Here is a 17393-nt window from a genome sequence, read left to right as displayed (position 1 = left end):
GTCCTGCCGGGCCGTCACGCGGGGGCCGGGGCGGCGAGGTCCGACAGGGCGCGGGACAGTGCCAGCGCCGAGGCGAAGGCGGCCACCAGCGTGGGGTGGTAGAGGAGGTCGAAGACCGACTCCTCGTCGCCCTCCGGCATCGGCATGGCCTTCATCACGGGCATCGCCCCGTCCGGCGTCTGGGCCCCGGCGAATCCCGCCCAGGCGGCCGGGTCCAGGGTCGGCTCCGGCAGGCAGGCATCGACGACGAGCAGTTCGCCCAGCAGGTCCCAGCGGCCCAGGTCGAGCCAGTCGTCCAGCCACACCGGCAGCCAGAGGGCGAGGTAGTCCGCCACCTCGGCGGGCAGCCCGGCCGGATTCGCGCCCCAGTCCGTCAGATGGAAGACGGTGTGGGTGATGTCGTAGCCGATGTTGCCCTCGACGGTCCAGGGCTCGGGCCGCCGGGACAGCCAGGTGCGCCGGAACGCCTCGTCGACCGGCACGTTCGGCTCCAGCCCGAAGCGGCGCTCCACGGTGCTGAGTCCCAGCCGGCGCGCGGGCTGGACCTCCAGAGCGCCCCAGCTCGTCAGCCGGTGGTTCAGCCGGACGGCGGCCTCCAGCTCCGGCGCCCGGAACCCCAGCTCCCGGAACGGTACGTAGACCTCCATGGGAATGGGGCAGAGCGGTTCGCGCCGCTGGCCGTCGACCAGCCGGCTTCCGGAGCCGAGCAGGTCGTGCCAGGCGTGGTCGAGGAGCTTGCGCGCCAGATCGGCCTGCCGGGAACCGGCGACCCCCTCCCGGAAGATGACCTTGCTGATCATCGCCAGCTCACCGAGCGGCTTGAACCGGTCCAGGACACCCACCTCGGGGGGCGGGTCGTCGTCCAGCCGGAAGCCCGCCCGGTGGTCGTAGAGCCATCCCAGGGCCCGCGCGCCCACGTCATGGATCTGCTGGATGCCGCTCATGCGGCAGCTCCTTTCGTACGGTGGTCCATGAGCCGCTTCAGGCACAGCGCGGCGGCGAATGCGGTCACCAGCGTGGAGTGGTAGCAGGCGAGGAAGGGGTACGGGTCCCCGTCCCCGTCCCCGGAGACGGCCGGCGGACCCGTCTCCGGTACGGCGCCGCCCGCGGCCTGCGCGGCGGCGAGCGCGGGCCAGGCCGCGTCCAGCAGGGCCGAGGGCGGCGGGCCCGGCAGGGCGGCGGCGACCGCGAGCAGTTCGCCGGTCAGGTCCCACTGCCGGCTCTCCAGGCAGCCGTCGATCCAGGGGGGCAGCCAGGCCCGCAGATAGGCGTCGATGTCGGCGGGCATCCGCTCGGGGACGCAGCACCAGTCCGTGATGTGGAAGACCGTGTGGGTCAGCGCGTAGCCGGAGGGCCCCTCGAACATCCAGGGCTCGGACAGCCCGCCCAGCCAGGTGCGCGCGAGGACCGGACCCGGGTCGGTGTGCGGGGCGGTGCCGACCCGCCGCTCCGAGTTGATCAGCCCCAGCTCCCGGTTGGCGTGCTGCTCGGTGTGGGCCCAGCCCCTGGTCGCGGAGAGGGTCCCGGCCAGGCGCTCGAAGCCCTCGTGGCGCAGCCCGTGTCCGGCGAAGGCGGCGTAGATCTCGTACGGGTAGGCGGCGAAGGGTTCGCCGCGCAGCAGTTCCAGCAGCAGGTCGCCGGTGTGCAGCTGCTCCCAGGCGAAGGCGATGAGTTCCCCGGCCGTCCCGTGCTCCGGGGTGCCCGGGACGGTGCTGCGGTGGATCGTGGCGCAGAGCTGGGCCAGCTCGCCCAGCGGCTTGAGCGTGTGGTTGACCTGGGTGTGGGGCTCCAGCACGTCCTGGGGGAGGACGAAGCCCGAGCGGTGGGCGTCGGCCCAGCCGAGCGCCTGGCGCAGTACGCGGGGCAGGACGGACAGCGCCGCGCCCGTCGTGCCGCCGTGCTGGGTGCCGGGACCGGCGGCCGTCGCCGCCGTCACCGCGCCCGCCCCCCGGCCATGAGCCGGGCCGCCCGTACGTGCAGCGTGACCCGGGGGTCCGGGCCGCCCATGAGCTCGACGAAGTCGAGTCCGCGTTCCAGGCCCAGGGTCTCGGGCCGGCCCTCCAGCGCGGCCAGCCAGCGGCCGGCCCCCGCCGCCTGGAGCCAGTTGCGCCGCCGCACCGCGCGCACGAATCCCCGGGACAGGTCCACGACCCGGTGCGCGGCGGCGCGGTGCACGGCCGACGAGGCGGCCGGGACGGCAAGCGGCGCCAGTACGGAGAGCTGATGGGTGAAGGCCTGCCAGGGGCCCCTTCGAGCCACGCCGCGTCCGGCTCGTCGGCGCCGGGTCCGGCGGCGGCCGGCGGCTGTCCGGGCGCGGTGGTGGCCGGTTCCGTCCGGCGCAGGGCGGACATCATGCCCCAGTGGCTCCAGGCCGCCGCGTCGGAGGCGTCGGGCCGGGGCGGGAATTCCCGCACGGCACGGTGGAGCACGGCGATGTCGCCGGGATGCGGATTGCGCCCGTGCAGAACACTGGGAAGCAGCGGATCGGCCCCGATGACCCGCACCGCGGCGATTCCTGTCCGGTTGTCCTCGTCGATTCCGGCGGCGCCGCATACCGTGGCGAGGTGGTCCTCGCTCCGAAGAGCGAGGACCACCTCTGTTGCCAGGTCATGCACGGCACCCGCGAGCGGGGACGAGGCATGTGACTGGTCCATGTGCTACCGACTAGCCCTTCTTCGGGCGGGGGGTCGGCGGCGCGAGCAGCAGGAACGAGCCGCCGCCGAGGAGGGCGAGGTACGCGCACTCGCGCGAGTCCCGGTAGAAGCCTTCGGCCTCGCCCGGGTTGAGGGCCGCGTCGAGGTCGAGCTCGATGTCGGTGGCAGTGGATTCGGTCGTGAACACGGGTGTTTCCCCGTCCTTCGGGACGTGGGGTGCTGCGTACGGTCCGAGTGAAATACAGGAAATGTAAAGCCGCAAATCGGACGGATTGGCCATGGAATTTCTTCATTCAATTGAATGATGAATTCCTATGGCTCCCGGTAAGGCAATGGCCTGGGGCAACGCATATTCCGTTCACGCGAACGGTGGGTGGTGCGCGGGGCGCATTCGGCCCGGTGCGGAGGGCGCTCACGAGCGGTCGGTGCGTGGCCGGTCACGGGCGTACCTGCCCGGGGCCATGCGGGGGCAAAGGGCTGCCAAAGGAGGCCAAGAACGCATCAATGCTGGCCCTGAGCTGGTGCGTCCGCCCATACGGAGGTGTCCACTGGAAGGTGACGGGCAATCCCCGGAGTGCTTGTCCGGCGGACAAGAGGAGCAGGTATGAGCGAGATCGCAGCAACCACCGTGCATGAGGCGTACGCCTTCGCCTGCATGAGGTGTGGATACGGCTGGGAACAGGCCTACGAGATAGAGCACCACGTCGACGGTTCCGGCCATGCCTTCGTGGTGTACAAGGCGGACGGGGAGCGCGTGCCTTCACCGCTGTCCACTCCTACCTGCACGAACTGCGGTGGACACGTGGTCCGGATCATGCGGGCCGGCCGGGTCTCCACCGTTCAGCAACTGCTCCAGCGCCAGCAGAGCCCCAAGCCCCCGGAGCCCGCCGAGGAGGACGAGGTGGCCGCCGTGGCCGTCGGCGCCCCGCGGACATCGCACCACTGGCATCTGTCCGACCTGCTGCACCCCTTCCACCGCCGGTGAGCCCGCGGCCCGTGCTCCGGTACGCCCGTGCCCTCGTACGATCGTGGGCATGAGCCGTACCGAAGCCCCGCCGCTGCCCGAACCCCTGCGGGTTCCGGTCGCCGATTCGCACACCCACCTGGACATGCAGGACGGAACGGTCGAGGAGGGCCTGGCCAGGGCCGCCGCGGTCAACGTCACCACGGTCGTCCAGGTGGGCTGCGACGTCGCGGGCTCGCGATGGGCCGCCGAGACCGCCGCCGCGCACCCGGCCGTGCACGCCTCGGTCGCCCTGCACCCCAACGAGGCGCCGCGCATCGTGCACGGCGACCCCGACGGCCGGTCGCACCACGGAGTCAGGCCGCCGGGCGGCAGGGCGGCCCTCGACGAGGCGCTCGCCGAGATCGACGCGCTGGCCGCCCTCGGCCACGTACGCGGCGTCGGCGAGACCGGTCTCGACCACTTCCGTACGGGTCCCGAGGGCATGGCCGCCCAGGAGGAGTCCTTCCGGGCCCACATCGAGATCGCCAAGCGCCACGGCAAGGCGCTCGTCATCCACGACCGCGAGGCGCACGCGGATGTGCTGCGCGTCCTCGCCGACGCGGGCGCCCCCGAGCGGACGGTCTTCCACTGCTACTCCGGCGACGCCGACATGGCCCGGACCTGCGCGGACGCCGGGTACTTCATGTCCTTCGCGGGCAACGTCACCTTCAAGAACGCCCAGCCGCTGCGCGACGCGCTGGCCGTCGCGCCGACCGAGCTGGTCCTGGTCGAGACGGACGCCCCCTTCCTGACCCCGGCCCCCTACCGGGGGCGGCCCAACGCGCCGTATCTCATCCCGGTCACCCTGCGCGCCATGGCGGAGGTGAAGGGCCTCGACGAGGACACGCTGGCGGCGGCGGTCTACGACAACACCGCTCGGGCCTTCGACTTCTGACCCACGGCACGGCGGCGCCGCCGCACACGGCACGGGCGGCCCCGCGGAACACGGCACGGCGGCACCGCGGGCGCACCGGCACGGCGGCACCGCGCCGCGGCCGTAGGCTTACCGGGTGAGCAGCACAGAGCCCGACGCCCTCCTGGGCCCCGCAGACATCCGCGACCTGGCCGCGAAGCTGGGCGTACGCCCCACCAAGCAGCGGGGTCAGAACTTCGTCATCGACGCCAACACGGTCCGCAGGATCGTGCGCACCGCGGAGGTCCGCCCGGACGACGTGGTCGTCGAGGTCGGCCCGGGGCTCGGCTCGCTGACCCTGGCCCTGCTGGAGGCGGCCGACCGGGTCGTCGCCGTGGAGATCGACGACACGCTCGCCGCCGCCCTCCCGGCCACCGTCGCCGCCCGGATGCCGGAGCGCGCCGACCGGTTCGCCCTGGTCCACTCCGACGCGATGCTGGTGACCGAGCTGCCCGGCCCGGCGCCCACCGCGCTCGTCGCGAACCTGCCGTACAACGTGGCGGTGCCGGTCCTGCTCACCATGCTGGAGCGCTTCCCGAGCATCGAGCGGACCCTCGTCATGGTCCAGGCCGAGGTCGCCGACCGGCTCGCCGCCCGGCCGGGCAACAAGGTCTACGGCGTGCCGTCGGTGAAGGCCAACTGGTACGCGGACGTCAAGCGCGCCGGGTCCATCGGCCGCACGGTGTTCTGGCCCGCGCCGAACGTCGACTCGGGGCTCGTCTCGCTGGTCCGGCGCACCGAACCGATCAGGACCACCGCGAGCCGGCGGGAGGTCTTCGCCGTCGTCGACGCGGCCTTCGCCCAGCGCCGCAAGACGCTGCGCGCGGCCCTGTCCGGGTGGGCCGGGTCCGCACCCGCCGCCGAGGCCGCGCTGGTCGCCGCCGGGATCTCCCCGCAGGCCCGGGGCGAGGCGCTGACCGTCGAGGAGTTCGCCGCCATCGCCGAGAACAAGCCCGCCGGGAGCGGGTCCTCCGAGGACAGGTCCGCCGAGGGCACGCCCTCCCCGAACGCCGGGAGCGACGCATGAGCGGCACTGTCGGTACGGCGGCCCGGAGCGTCACCGTCCGCGTACCGGCCAAGGTCAACGCGCAGCTCGCCGTGGGTGCCGCGCGCCCCGACGGCTTCCACGACCTGGCCAATGTCTTCCTCGCCGTCGGCCTGTACGACGAGGTGACCGCCACCCCGGCCGACGAGCTGACCGTCACCTGCTCGGGCCCGGACGCCGCCCAGGTTCCGCTGGACACCACCAACCTCGCCGCCCGCGCCGCGCTCGCACTGGCCGAACGGCACGGCATCGCCCCCGGCGTACACCTGCACATCGACAAGGACATCCCCGTCGCGGGCGGCATGGCGGGCGGCAGCGCCGACGGGGCCGCCGCCCTGCTGGCCTGCGACACCCTGTGGGGCACCCGCGCCACCCGCGAGGAACTGCTCGGCATCTGCGCCGAGCTCGGCAGCGACGTCCCGTTCAGCCTGGTCGGCGGGGCGGCCCTCGGCGTCGGGCGCGGTGAACAGCTCACCCCCGTCGAGGTCGGCGGCACCTTCCACTGGGTCTTCGCGGTTGCCGACGGGGGGCTCTCCACACCGGCGGTGTACGGCGAGTTCGACCGGCTCACCGCCGGTACGGACGTCCCCGCCCCCGCCGCGTCCCAGGCGCTGCTGGACGCCCTGCGCTCCGGCGACTCCGGCGCACTCGCGGTGGCCCTGAGCAATGACCTCCAGGCCGCCGCGCTCTCCCTGCGCCCCTCGCTGGCCGGCACCCTGGCCGCGGGCACCGGGGCGGGCGCCCTGGCCGCGCTGGTCTCCGGCTCCGGGCCGACCACCGCGTTCCTGGTGGCGGACGAGGGCGCGGCCCGCAAGGTGGCCGACGCCCTGCTCGGCTCCGGCACCTGCCGGAACGCGCGGATCGCGGTGTCCCCCGCGCCCGGTGCCACCGTCCTCTGACACCGGGTACTCAGACCGGAACTGAGTACGGCCGCGCTGCCGCCCCCGGGCGATCGGCGCGACCGTACCCGTATGGGATCAAGTGTTCGTGCGGGATCAAGCGTCCGTGACCTGGCCGGGGCGACGCCCGCCACCCGGGACCGCTACATCGACCTGCTGCGCGTCGCCTCGCTCGGCACGGTCGTCCTCGGCCACTGGCTGATGGCGGCCGTCACCTCCGACGGCGTCGGCAATCTGCTCGCCGTCGTCCCCGGTCTCCAGCTGCTGACCTGGGTGCTCCAGATCATGCCGGTGTTCTTCTTCGTCGGCGGCTTCTCGCACGCCCTGTCCTACCGCTCGCTGCTCCGCAAGCGCCCCGAGGGCTCCACGGACTCCGTCTACTCCGCGTTCCTGCGCGCCCGGCTCCAGCGGCTGCTGCGGCCCACCATGGTCTTCATTCTGGTCTGGGGCGCGGTCGCGCTGATCGTCCAGCTGCTCGGCGGGGGCGGCGGGCTGACCGGGGTCACGCTGCGGCTGGTGACCCAGCCGCTCTGGTTCATCGGGATCTACCTCGCCATGGTGGCGTTCACCCCGCCGCTGCTGAGGCTGCACGAGCGCTACGGCTGGGGCGCCTTCGCCGCGCTCGCCGGTGCCGCGGCCGCCGTCGACGTCCTGCGGTTCGCCGCCTCGGTCCCGTACGTCCCGTTCCTGAACTTCGCCTTCGTCTGGCTCGCGGTCCACCAGCTCGGGTTCCTGCGCGCCGACGGCCGGATCCGCCGCCCCGCCCTGCTCGCCGGTGCCGGGGCGGCCTCGGCCGCGGTGCTGGTGGCGCTGGGCCCGTACCCCCTGTCGATGGTCGGCATGCCCGGCGAGAAGGTCAGCAACATGGCCCCGCCCACCCTCGCCCTGCTCTGCCACGGCCTCTGGCTGGTCGGCGCGGTCGAGCTGCTGCGCGGACCCGGCGCCCGCCTCGTCGCCCGCCCCCGGGTCTGGCGCACCGTCGTCGCCGCCAACGGGGTGGCGATGACCGCGTTCCTGTGGCACCTCACCGCGATGCTCGGGGTGTACGGCGCGATGCTCGCCCTCGACGTCCCGCTGCCCGAACCGGCCACCGGCGCCTGGTGGGCCCAGGTCCCGCTCCGGCTCGCCGCGGCGGCGGCCCTCACCGCCGGGCTCGTCGCCGTCTTCCGTACCTTCGAACGGCCGGTCTCCGCCGTGCCCGGCAAGGGCTCCGGCGCCGTCTCGGCGCTCGGCGCGACCCTCTGCCTGCTCGGTGTGCTCGGCCTGTCCATGGTCGGCTTCGGCGGCCTGCTGGAAGGTCACACGGCGCTGCTCATCGCGGTACGGGTCAGCGCCCCGGCCGCCGTCGCGATGGCACTGGGCGGCTGGTTCCTGGTGGAACGGGCGGGCAGGTGAGCGCGGCCCCCGCCCGGGACGGGGGCTTCGGGGTTCCCGCCGCGCCGTACCCTGGGAACGTCGAACGAACCCCTGGACAGGAGTGAAATGGCCGTCAATCTGGTCAATGTCGAGCAGGTCACCAAGGTGTACGGCACCCGTGCCCTGCTCGACGGCGTATCCCTCGGGGTGTCCGAGGGGGACCGGATCGGTGTCGTCGGCCGCAACGGCGACGGCAAGACGACCCTCATCCGGATGCTCGCCAAGCTGGAGGAGGCGGACACCGGCCGCGTCACGCACAACGGCGGGCTGCGGCTCGGGGTCCTCACCCAGCACGACTCCCTCGACCCGTCGGCGACGATCCGCCACGAGGTCATCGGCGATCTCGCCGACCACGAGTGGGCGGGCAGCGCCAAGATCCGCGATGTGCTCACCGGCCTGTTCGGCGGGCTCGCCCTGCCCGGCTTCGAGCACGGCCTGGACACCGTCATCGCCCCGCTCTCCGGCGGTGAGCGCCGCCGTATCGCGCTCGCCAAGCTGCTCATCGGCGAACCGGACCTGATCGTCCTGGACGAGCCCACCAACCACCTCGACGTCGAGGGCATCTCCTGGCTGGCCGGACATCTGCGGGCCCGCCGCTCCGCGCTCGTCTGCGTCACGCACGACCGGTGGTTCCTCGACCAGGTCTGCACCCGCATGTGGGACGTCCAGCGCGGCACGGTCCACGAGTACGAGGGCGGCTACAGCGACTACGTCTTCGCCCGCGCCGAACGGGAACGGATCGCCGCGACCGAGGAGTCCAAGCGGCAGAACCTGATGCGCAAGGAGCTGGCCTGGCTGCGCCGGGGCGCCCCGGCCCGTACGTCCAAGCCGCGCTACCGCATCGAGGCCGCCAACGAGCTGATCGCCGATGTGCCGCCGCCGCGCGACACCAGCGAGCTGATGAAGTTCGCCAACGCCCGCCTCGGCAAGACCGTCTTCGACCTGGAGGACGTGACCGTCCAGGCCGGGCCCAAGACGCTGCTCACCCACCTCACCTGGCAGCTCGGTCCGGGCGACCGGATCGGTCTGGTCGGGGTCAACGGCGCCGGCAAGACCTCGCTGCTGCGGGCGCTGGCCGAGGCCTCCCGCACGCAGGGCGAGGAGCAGCCGGCCGCCGGCCGGATCGTGGTCGGCAAGACCGTCCGGCTGGCCTACCTCTCCCAGGAGGTCAGCGAGCTGCCCCCGAACCTGCGGGTGCTGGAAGCCGTCCAGCAGGTGCGCGACCGGGTCGACCTGGGCAAGGGCCGCGAGATGACCGCGGGCCAGCTCTGCGAGCAGTTCGGCTTCTCGAAGGAGAAGCAGTGGACCCCGGTCGGCGACCTCTCCGGCGGTGAGCGGCGCCGGCTCCAGATCCTGCGGCTGCTGATGGACGAGCCCAACGTCCTGTTCCTCGACGAGCCGACCAACGACCTGGACATCGAGACCCTGACCCAGCTGGAGGACCTGCTCGACGGCTGGCCCGGGTCGATGATCGTGATCTCCCACGACCGGTTCTTCGTCGAGCGGACCACGGACCGCGTGATGGCGCTGCTCGGCGACCGCACCCTGCGGATGCTGCCGCGCGGGATCGACGAGTACCTGGAGCGCAGGCAGCGGATGGAGGAGACGGCCACCCCGTCCGCCGCCGCGCCCGCCCCGTCCGGCGGGACGTCCGCCCCGGCCCCGGCCGTGTCGCCGCAGGAGGCGCGGGCGGCGAAGAAGGAGCTCCAGAAGGTCGAGCGGCAGCTCGACAAGATGTCGACGCGCGAGACGGCCCTGCACAAGCAGATCGCCGACAATGCCACCGACTTCGAGAAGGTCGCCAAGCTCGACGCCGAGCTGCGCGAACTGGTCACGGAGCGCGATGAGCTGGAGATGCGCTGGCTGGAGCTGGCCGAGGACGCCTGACGGCCATGGTGTGACGGGCCGGTGAAGACGGGGCCAGTGGTACGGAAGGTGCGGGTGGGGCGGGTGGTAGAAAGAAGCCCCGCCCGGGGTTGACGTGAACCCCGCGGTCCGGGACCGCACGAGGGGGACGTACCGATGACTCAGCCGCCCGGCCAGCAACCGCCGCAGGGAGGCTTCGGGGCACCGTACGATCCGCCGCCCGGCCTGTACGGTCAGCCCCCGCGGCCCCCGCGGCCCCGCAGGCCGCACCGGCCCCGCAGCCTCCCGCGGCCCACTCGCCGTACGGTCAGCCGCAGCAGCCGCAGCAGCCGCAGCAGCCGCAGCAGCCGCAGCAGCCGCAGCAGCCGCAGCAGCCGCAGCAGCCGCAGCAGTCGTACGGTCAGCCGCAGCCTCCGGCGTACCCGCAGCCCCCGACGCTCCCGTCGCAGCCCCCGGGTTCCGGTGCCCCCGGTCCCGGCGGACCGTCCCGGGGCAGGACCAGGGCCCTCGTCGCCGCCGTGCTCGCCGGAGTCCTGGCCGTCGGCGGCGGAGTCTGGTTCGCCGTGTCGGGCGATGACGGCCGGCCGGGGAAGTCCGTCACGGGGAAGCCCACCGACGGCAAGGGCAACGGCGAGGAGTCGTCGGGCGACCCGACCACGGACGGTGTGAGCCCGGCTCCCGCTCCCGACTCGCTCAACGCGGGGCGCAAGGCCGGTGAGGGCAAGGTCCTCTGGGTCCAGCAGAACGGTGTCGACCTGCCGCGCAACGGCGCCGACGCGCAAGGGCCCTGGATCGTGGGCGACACCGTGGTGAAGGCCATGTACCGCACGGTGTCCGCCTATTCGCTCGCCGACGGCAGGCGGAAGTGGAGTCTGCGCCTGGCGTCCAGCGTCTGCGCCGCCCCGACGCGCGCCGCCGACGACGGAAAGATCGTCATCGGGGTCAACAACAGCGCCAGCGAGGACGCCTACTGCGACCACCTCCAGATGATCGACCTCACCACCGGCAAGGCCGGCTGGCGCAAGGGCTACGCGCGGCCCGGCGCCTGGGACGGGCTCTCCGACGTCACCATGGCGATCAACGGGGACGTCGTGACCGTGGGCCGGACCAGCCGCACGGACGCCTACCGGATCAGTGACGGCAAGGTGCTGTGGGGCAAGCTGCCCGGCAACTGCCAGCCGTACGGCTTCGTCAGCGGCGACATCCCGATCGCCGCCACCAGCTGCCAGACGGCTGCCGACGACCACAAGGAGCAGCAGGTACAGCGGATCGACCCGGCCACCGGCAGGGTCCGGTGGACGTACAAGATCAAGAAGGGCTGGCAGCTCGACCAGTTCTACTCCGTCAGCCCGCTCGTGGTCTCCCTGAAGAAGGGGGAGGAGGAGTGGGCCATCGCGGTGCTCAACGCGGACGGGACCTACCGCTCCCAACTCGTCGGTGGCACCGACGACTACGAGCCGCGCTGCACGAAGGAACAGCGCTCCCAGGGCAGGAACCTCGACAACTGCGTGGGGGTCGCGGCCGAGGCGGACACCTTCTACATGGCGACGAAGCCCGAGTACGTCGACACGGACATGACCAACGCCGTGGTGGCCTTCGACCTGAACACCGGCAAGTCGAAGTGGAGGGCCGCCGCGCCCGCCGGACAGACCCTGATGCCGCTGCGGGTCGAGGGCGGCAGGGTGCTGATGTATCTGAGCGCGACCAAGGGCCGGGGCGGCGGCATCATGGCGCTCGCGCCGACGGGCGGCGCGCTGCTGCCGGTCCTGCGGCATCCGGCGTCCGCCGCCCAGGTGGAACGCGGCTTCTCCGACCCGCTGGTGGCCTACGGGGACGGGCGCTCCCTGCTCATGCACGCCACCGTCAGCGGCGTGACCGACGAGGAGGAGAAGGCGATGCTGACCATGATCGCCTTCGGCGGCTGACGGCGGTCGCCCCCCGGCGGCCGGCGGCGGTCGCCCCGGGTGACTGAGGATCAGGTCCGGCCATGGCGTAACGAGGGCATCACAAGGCGGTTCTCCCTTGGGAACAGGGGATGGGCCGACCCCGTGTTCGAACTGATGCGGGTGGTACAAAGAAGCCCCGCTCGACTGTCGTAACACGCGGAAGCCATGCCCGATTCGCTCCTTTCCGGGGGGATTTCAGCCCAACGGAATCGCGGGGGAGACCGAAACGGGCACCGGACCGCACGAAGGGGGACGTGCTGATGACCCAGCCGCCCAGCCAGCAACCGCCGCAGGGAGGCTTCGGGGCTCCGCAGGAGCCGCCGCAGGGAACTCCTCAGCCGCCCCAGGGCCAGCCTCCCCAGGCGCAGCCGCCTCTGCCGCCCCAGGCGCCCCAGGCGCCGCAGTCGCCGCCGCCCGCGCAGCCTCCGGCCGGGCCCCCGCAGATGCCGCCCGGGGGGCAGCCCGGCTACGGCTATCCGCAGACGCCGCCAGGAGGGCAGCCCGGCTACGGCTATCCGCAGACGCCGGGTCAGGCGCCGGGTCAGGCCCCGGGTCAGGCCCCGGGTCCGTACGCCCAGCAGCCAGGACCGTACGGCGGTCAGGCCGCGGGCCCGTACGCCCAGCAGCCGGGACCGTACGGCCAGCAGACCCAGCAGGGTCAGGGCTATCCGACCCAGCAGTACCCCGGTGCGCCCGTGCCCGGCGGACCGGCCGGTTCCGGGGGCGGCGGCTTCCTCAAGGGCAAGCCCGCCGTCGTCGCGGCCGCGGCGCTCGCCGTCGTCCTGGCCGTCGGCGCCGGAGTCTGGTTCACCGTGAGCGGCGACGACGACAAGAAGCCCGTGGCCGAGAAGAGCACCGGCACCAAGCAGCCGAGCGGGTCGCCCACGGTCGACGAGGGCGACGGCAACGGCGACGGCCGCGCCGTGGACGACGACCTGAACGCCGGGCGCAAGAAGGGTGAGGCGAAGGTTCTCTGGCTCCAGCAGAACGGCGTCGACCTGCCGCGCAACGGCGCCGATGTGTACGGGCCCTGGATCGTCGGCGACACGGTGGTCAAGGCCATGTACCGCACCGTCTCCGCCTACTCGGCCGCCGACGGCAAGGAGAAGTGGACCCTTCCGCTCCCCGCCGATGTGTGCGCGACGCCCAACACTCCGACCGCCGACGGCAAGATGGTCATCGGCGTGAAGAACGGCACCACGGACAAGGCCGACTGTTCCGACCTCCAGATGATCGACCTCAACACCGGCAAGGCCGGCTGGAAGAAGTCGATCACGAAGAACAGCACCTGGGACCTGATGTCCGACATCGGTCTGGCGATCAGCGGCGACACCGTCACCGTCGGACGCACCGGAAACTCCAACGCGTACCGGGTCAGCGACGGCAAGGAACTGTTCGGCAAGCCCTCGGGCAACTGCCAGCCCTTCGCGTTCGCGGGCGGCCCCAAGCTGATCGCCGCGACCAGCTGCCGCACCGACGACATCCAGAACCCGCAGCACCAGGTGCAGGAACTCGACCCCACCACCGGCAAGGCCAAGTGGACGTACCAGCCGCCGCGCGGCTGGGAGGTCAAGAAGGTCTACTCGGTGAGCCCGCTGATCGTCTCGCTGACCCACGAGAAGAAGAAGCAGTGGTCCATCGTGGCGCTCAAGGAGAACGGCACGCTCCGTTCCCAGCTGGTCAGCGACAAGGGCGACAAGCTCTCCACCAACTGCGGCCACGACTTCAGCATCTTCGGCGAGAAGCTCGAAGGGTGCAGCGGCGTCGCCGCCGACGCCAACACCTTCTACATCGCGACCGAGGCCGACACCAGCGGCACCGGCCGGACCAACAAGGTCGTCGCCTTCGACCTGAACACCGGCAGGACCAAGTGGAAGGCCGACGCCCCGGCCGAGCGGATCCTCCAGCCCCTGCGTATGGAGGGCGGCAACGTGCTCCTCTACATGGAGGCGAAGTACGACAAGGGCGGGGCCATCGCGACGCTCCCGCCGGCCGGCGGCACCCCCACCGTGGTGCTCCAGCACCCGGATTCGACGACCCGTATCGAGAGCAGCTTCTTCACCTCCAAGATCGCCTACGCGGGCGGCCGTTCCTTCATCATGAGCGGGCGCGTCAGCGCCTCCAACGACGAGGAGGAGAAGGAGCAGAAGACGATGATGGTGTTCGGCAAGTGACGGTTCACGACGGCACCCGACGGAATCCGGCCGGAAGACCCCGGCCCCGACCCCACACACCCCCTTCTTCCGAGGTACGCACGCCATGACCCAGCCGCCCCAGCTGCCCAACGAGCCGTCCCCCGGCGGATTCGGCGCTCCCCAGGACCCGCCCCCCGGCGGTTTCGGTGCCCCGCAGGACCCGCCCCCCGGCGGTTTCGGTGCCCCGCAGGACCCGCCGCCGTCGGACGCCCTCAGCAAGCAGCAGCCGCCGCCGCCCGCACCGGGCGCGCCGCAGACCCCGCCGCCCGGCGGGTACGGCAGCCCGCCCGCCCCGCCCGCCGGGGGGTACGGCGCTCCGGCCGCCCCGCCCGCGGGCGGCTACGTCCCGCCGCCCGCGCCGCAGCCCAACGGCTACGGCTACGGCTACCCGCAGGCACCGCAGGGCGGCTACGGCTACCCGCAGGGTCCGGCGGCCGGCCAGCCGGGAGCGCAGCAGGGCGCGCCGCAGGGGTACGGCTACCCGACCCAGCCGATGCAGCCGCAGTACCCGGACCCGCAGCAGGGCGGCGGCGGCAAGAAGTTCAGCACCCAGATGCAGATCATCGTCGCCGCGGCCGTTGCCGTGGTGCTGATCATCGGCGGCGGGATCATCTACTCCGCCGGCGGTGACGACGACAAGGGCGGCGGCACCGAGGCGGCCTCCGAGGGCGCCACCGGCGGCGAGAGCAAGGGCGGCGAGGGCGCGGACGGCGGACTCGGCGGCGGGTCCGAGAAGGCACCGGCGAACACCAAGTCCAAGGTCGCCTTCCAGCTTCCGCAGCCGAAGGTCACCGACGTCACCACGGTCTCGGGCTCCTGGCTCACCGACAAGGCGTATGTGAAGACCGGCGTGAACGAGATCGTCGCCTACGACCTGACCAAGGGCACCAAGCTCTGGGCCATTCCGCTCACGGGCCAGCTCTGCGCCGCCTCGCGGCACATGAGCAAGGACTACAAGACGGCGATCGCCTTCGAGCCCGCCAAGCGGACGGCGAAGGACAAGTACCAGAACTGCAGCCAGGTCGGCGCGCTCGACCTGAGCACCGGCAAGCTGCTGTGGAGCAAGTCGGTCACCGCCGCCACCAGCGGTGACAAGCCGATCAGGTTCGACGAGGTGACGCTCAGCGGCACCACGATCGCCGCGGGCGGCACCAGCGGCGGCGCCGCGTTCAACCTCACCACCGGCGCCGAGCTGTGGAAGCCGAAGGCCGGCACGGACGGCTGCTACGACAGGGGGTACGGCGGCGGCGACGCCCTCGCCGTGGTCCGCAAGTGCGGCTCGTACGACGAACCGCAGCTCACCATCCAGGCCCTGAACCCGGCCACCGGTGCCCCGATCTCCTCGTACAAGATGCCGGCCGGTGTCGAGTACGCGAGCATCGTCTCCACCAAGCCGCTGGTCGTCGCGGCCGACGTCGGCGACACCGCCGGTGACGGCAGCGGTATCTCGGACTTCTTCTCCATCGACGCGGCCACCGGCAAGCTGCTCGTGCGGATCTCGGCCGACGCGGACAAGTACGCGGCGCGCTGCGGTTCCACCGAGGTCGAGACCTGCCAGCACGTGGTCGTCGGCAACAACCGGCTCTACGTGCCGACCGAGGAGCACGAGGGCGGCGGCGACTACGGCGACACCAACGAGATCGTCGCCTTCGACCTGACCACCGGCAAGCTCGTCGGCGGCAAGGCGGACGCGGGCGACCGCTACACGCTGACCCCGCTGCGGATGGACGGCTCCAACATCATCGCGTACAAGGAGCCCCCGTACGACAAGGGCGGCCAGATCGTCTCCATCAACGGCTCCAGCTTCAAGGAGACGCTGCTGATGGAGAACCCGAGCGAGGAGGCCGTCCGCGACGCGGAGACCAGCTTCTCCGGCGACTACGCCGAGATCCTGTACTCCCAGGGGCGGCTGTACCTCTCCGAGGTGATGATCAGCGAGCCCCGCGGGAGCTCGCTGAACGACAAGGAGTACCTGGTGGTCAGTTTCTCCGCGAGCTGACCTCCCGACGTCGCCCCACGGCCCTGCCGGTCGATCACCGACCGGCAGGGCCGATCGTTTTCCGCCCGTCAAGTAGCCCTGAATCAAGCAGAATTCGGCAATCCGGGGGGCTTATGGCGAGTAAGGCGCACGTGGCGTCGAACAAGCGTGTAGCTTGCCGGGTCAGGCGGCCGGGGGCACGGAATCCGGTGCACACAGGGGTACTTGGGGGCGTGTTTCGATGGGCGTGCGGCTCATGGTGGTCGACGATCACCGACTGCTCGCCGAGGCACTGGCCTCGGCGCTGAAACTGCGCGGGCACCGGGTCCTCGCGGCGGCCGCGCCGACGTCGGGGTCAGCGGAACTGGTGGTCAGCAGGGCGCCGGAGGTCTGCCTCTTCGGCACGGCGTCCCCCGCCGAACCGGGGACCTTCGACCCGATCGTACGGATCGGCCAGGAGCGCCCGCAGGTGGCGGTGGTGGTGCTCGGCCCGGTGCCGAGCCCGCGCGGGATCGCGGCGGCCTTCGCGGCCGGGGCCGCCGGATACGTACGGCACGACGAGCGGATCGAGGGCGTGGAACGGGCCATGATCAAGGCCCGTGCCGGGGAGACGGCGATCGCTCCGCAGCTGCTCCGGGGCGCCTTCGCCGAGCTGCTCAACCCGGCGGTCCAGCCCGACGACGAGGGCCGGCGGCTGCTCCTGATGCTCACTCCGCGCGAGGCCGAGGTGCTGGTGAGGGTCGCCGAGGGCGAGGACACCCGGCTGATCGCGGCCGGGATGCGCATCGCGCCGAGCACCGCGCGTACGCATGTGCAGCGGGTGCTGATGAAGCTGGGGGTGGGCTCACGGCTGGAGGCCGCCGCCCTCGCGGCCCGTACCGGACTGCTGGACCGGGCGGCCACGGGGGCGGTGCGGGGGCCCGGCGCCCCCGGCCGGGACGAATGACGCCGGGCGCCCGTCGGGCACCGCGGCCGGGCGCGGCGTCATCCAGATGAGGAAGAAGAGCCCCAGCGCCGGCATGGCGAGGCCGGTCCAGAGGCTGATGTGGACGCCCCCGGCCTTCTTCAGGTCCGCCGCGGACGGGTTGATCCCGGCGATGGTGGCCATCACTCCGTAGGCCACGAAGAGGCCGCCGATGATCCGGCACAGAGGCTGACGCCCTCGATCAGGATCGCCGCGAAGGCGAAGAGCACGGAGCTGAGCAGGTGCGCCGACCTGTCGAAGCGCTGGAGCAGGAACTCCGGTACGGAGCGGACCTCTGACCGGTAGGAGAAGGGCATCATCACCAGGCCCAGGAAGACCATGGCCGGGATGGCGCCGATCCAGTACTGGTGGACGACCGCGACACCGTACTGCGAGCCGGTCGCTGCCATGCCGAGGCAGTCGTTGCTGCACCACACGCTGATCCGCCTGCCGTCACCGGGCCCGTACTTCAGTGCGGCGGGGAAGGAGCCGGCGCGGCGCTCGATCTCCA

The 17393-nt window shown here is 72.3% G+C and carries 13 protein-coding genes and 3 pseudogenes; 10 read left to right on the top strand and 6 right to left on the bottom strand.

Features of this window, described 5'->3' with window-relative positions:
* Positions 1-14: 14 nt before the first annotated feature.
* From ACIGJO_RS15575 to ACIGJO_RS15560, 4 genes and pseudogenes are all read right to left on the bottom strand, one after another.
* Positions 15-944: a DUF6895 family protein gene (locus tag ACIGJO_RS15575; RefSeq protein WP_399957823.1), complete on the bottom strand. Its 930-nt coding sequence runs from the start codon at positions 942-944 to the stop codon at positions 15-17.
* Complete coding sequence (locus tag ACIGJO_RS15570; RefSeq protein WP_399957820.1) at positions 941-1936, bottom strand: DUF6895 family protein; 996 nt, start codon at positions 1934-1936, stop codon at positions 941-943. Before ACIGJO_RS15570 ends, ACIGJO_RS15575 begins: the two co-directional genes overlap by 4 nt.
* Positions 1933-2654 (bottom strand): annotated as a pseudogene (locus tag ACIGJO_RS15565) (hypothetical protein). Before ACIGJO_RS15565 ends, ACIGJO_RS15570 begins: the two are co-directional and overlap by 4 nt.
* A 10-nt stretch (positions 2655-2664) precedes the next feature.
* Entirely contained in the window at positions 2665-2841 is a 177-nt protein-coding gene (locus ACIGJO_RS15560) for a hypothetical protein (protein WP_399957817.1), read from the bottom strand.
* Between the two features lie 417 nt (positions 2842-3258).
* Between ACIGJO_RS15560 and ACIGJO_RS15555 the strand changes: the two genes are divergently transcribed.
* From ACIGJO_RS15555 to ACIGJO_RS15510, 10 genes are all read left to right on the top strand, one after another.
* Positions 3259-3639, top strand: a complete 381-nt coding sequence (locus tag ACIGJO_RS15555) for a hypothetical protein (RefSeq protein ID WP_399957814.1) — start codon at positions 3259-3261, stop codon at positions 3637-3639.
* Positions 3640-3688: 49 nt separating this feature from the next.
* A complete protein-coding gene (locus ACIGJO_RS15550) occupies positions 3689-4555 on the top strand; it encodes a TatD family hydrolase (RefSeq protein WP_399957812.1) in 867 nt (288 codons plus the stop codon).
* A gap of 115 nt (positions 4556-4670) precedes the next feature.
* Positions 4671-5600: a 16S rRNA (adenine(1518)-N(6)/adenine(1519)-N(6))-dimethyltransferase RsmA gene (rsmA, locus tag ACIGJO_RS15545; protein WP_399957809.1), complete on the top strand. Its 930-nt coding sequence runs from the start codon at positions 4671-4673 to the stop codon at positions 5598-5600.
* The gene (locus ACIGJO_RS15540; protein ID WP_399957806.1) at positions 5597-6517 is read left to right on the top strand and encodes a 4-(cytidine 5'-diphospho)-2-C-methyl-D-erythritol kinase; all 921 of its coding nucleotides are present in this window, start codon (positions 5597-5599) and stop codon (positions 6515-6517) included. Before rsmA ends, ACIGJO_RS15540 begins: the two co-directional genes overlap by 4 nt.
* A 72-nt stretch (positions 6518-6589) precedes the next feature.
* Positions 6590-7912: an acyltransferase gene (locus ACIGJO_RS15535; protein ID WP_399957803.1), complete on the top strand. Its 1323-nt coding sequence runs from the start codon at positions 6590-6592 to the stop codon at positions 7910-7912.
* A gap of 87 nt (positions 7913-7999) precedes the next feature.
* Entirely contained in the window at positions 8000-9820 is a 1821-nt protein-coding gene (locus ACIGJO_RS15530; protein WP_399957800.1) for an ABC-F family ATP-binding cassette domain-containing protein, read from the top strand.
* A gap of 497 nt (positions 9821-10317) precedes the next feature.
* Positions 10318-11724, top strand: coding sequence for a PQQ-binding-like beta-propeller repeat protein (locus ACIGJO_RS15525; RefSeq protein WP_399957797.1), 1407 nt, complete (start codon positions 10318-10320; stop codon positions 11722-11724).
* A 281-nt stretch (positions 11725-12005) separates the two neighbouring features.
* A complete protein-coding gene (locus ACIGJO_RS15520) occupies positions 12006-13919 on the top strand; it encodes a PQQ-binding-like beta-propeller repeat protein (RefSeq protein WP_399957794.1) in 1914 nt (637 codons plus the stop codon).
* An 85-nt stretch (positions 13920-14004) separates the two neighbouring features.
* Complete coding sequence (locus tag ACIGJO_RS15515; RefSeq protein ID WP_399957791.1) at positions 14005-15939, top strand: PQQ-binding-like beta-propeller repeat protein; 1935 nt, start codon at positions 14005-14007, stop codon at positions 15937-15939.
* A 220-nt stretch (positions 15940-16159) separates the two neighbouring features.
* The gene (locus tag ACIGJO_RS15510; RefSeq protein WP_399957788.1) at positions 16160-16864 is read left to right on the top strand and encodes a LuxR C-terminal-related transcriptional regulator; all 705 of its coding nucleotides are present in this window, start codon (positions 16160-16162) and stop codon (positions 16862-16864) included.
* Here ACIGJO_RS15510 and ACIGJO_RS15505 read toward each other — a convergent pair.
* Positions 16862-17062 (bottom strand): annotated as a pseudogene (locus ACIGJO_RS15505) (hypothetical protein); the annotation flags it as partial. The gene ACIGJO_RS15510 and the pseudogene ACIGJO_RS15505 sit on opposite strands and share 3 nt — an antisense overlap.
* A pseudogene (locus tag ACIGJO_RS15500) lies at positions 17035-17301 on the bottom strand (Na+/galactose cotransporter); the annotation flags it as partial. The pseudogenes ACIGJO_RS15500 and ACIGJO_RS15505, both read right to left, overlap by 28 nt.
* Positions 17302-17393 lie beyond the last annotated feature (92 nt).

Origin of the sequence: Streptomyces sp. NPDC079020 (assembly GCF_044542225.1) — a bacterium.
Lineage (GTDB): Bacteria > Actinomycetota > Actinomycetes > Streptomycetales > Streptomycetaceae > Streptomyces.
This window is presented reverse-complemented; position numbering and strand designations above follow the sequence as displayed.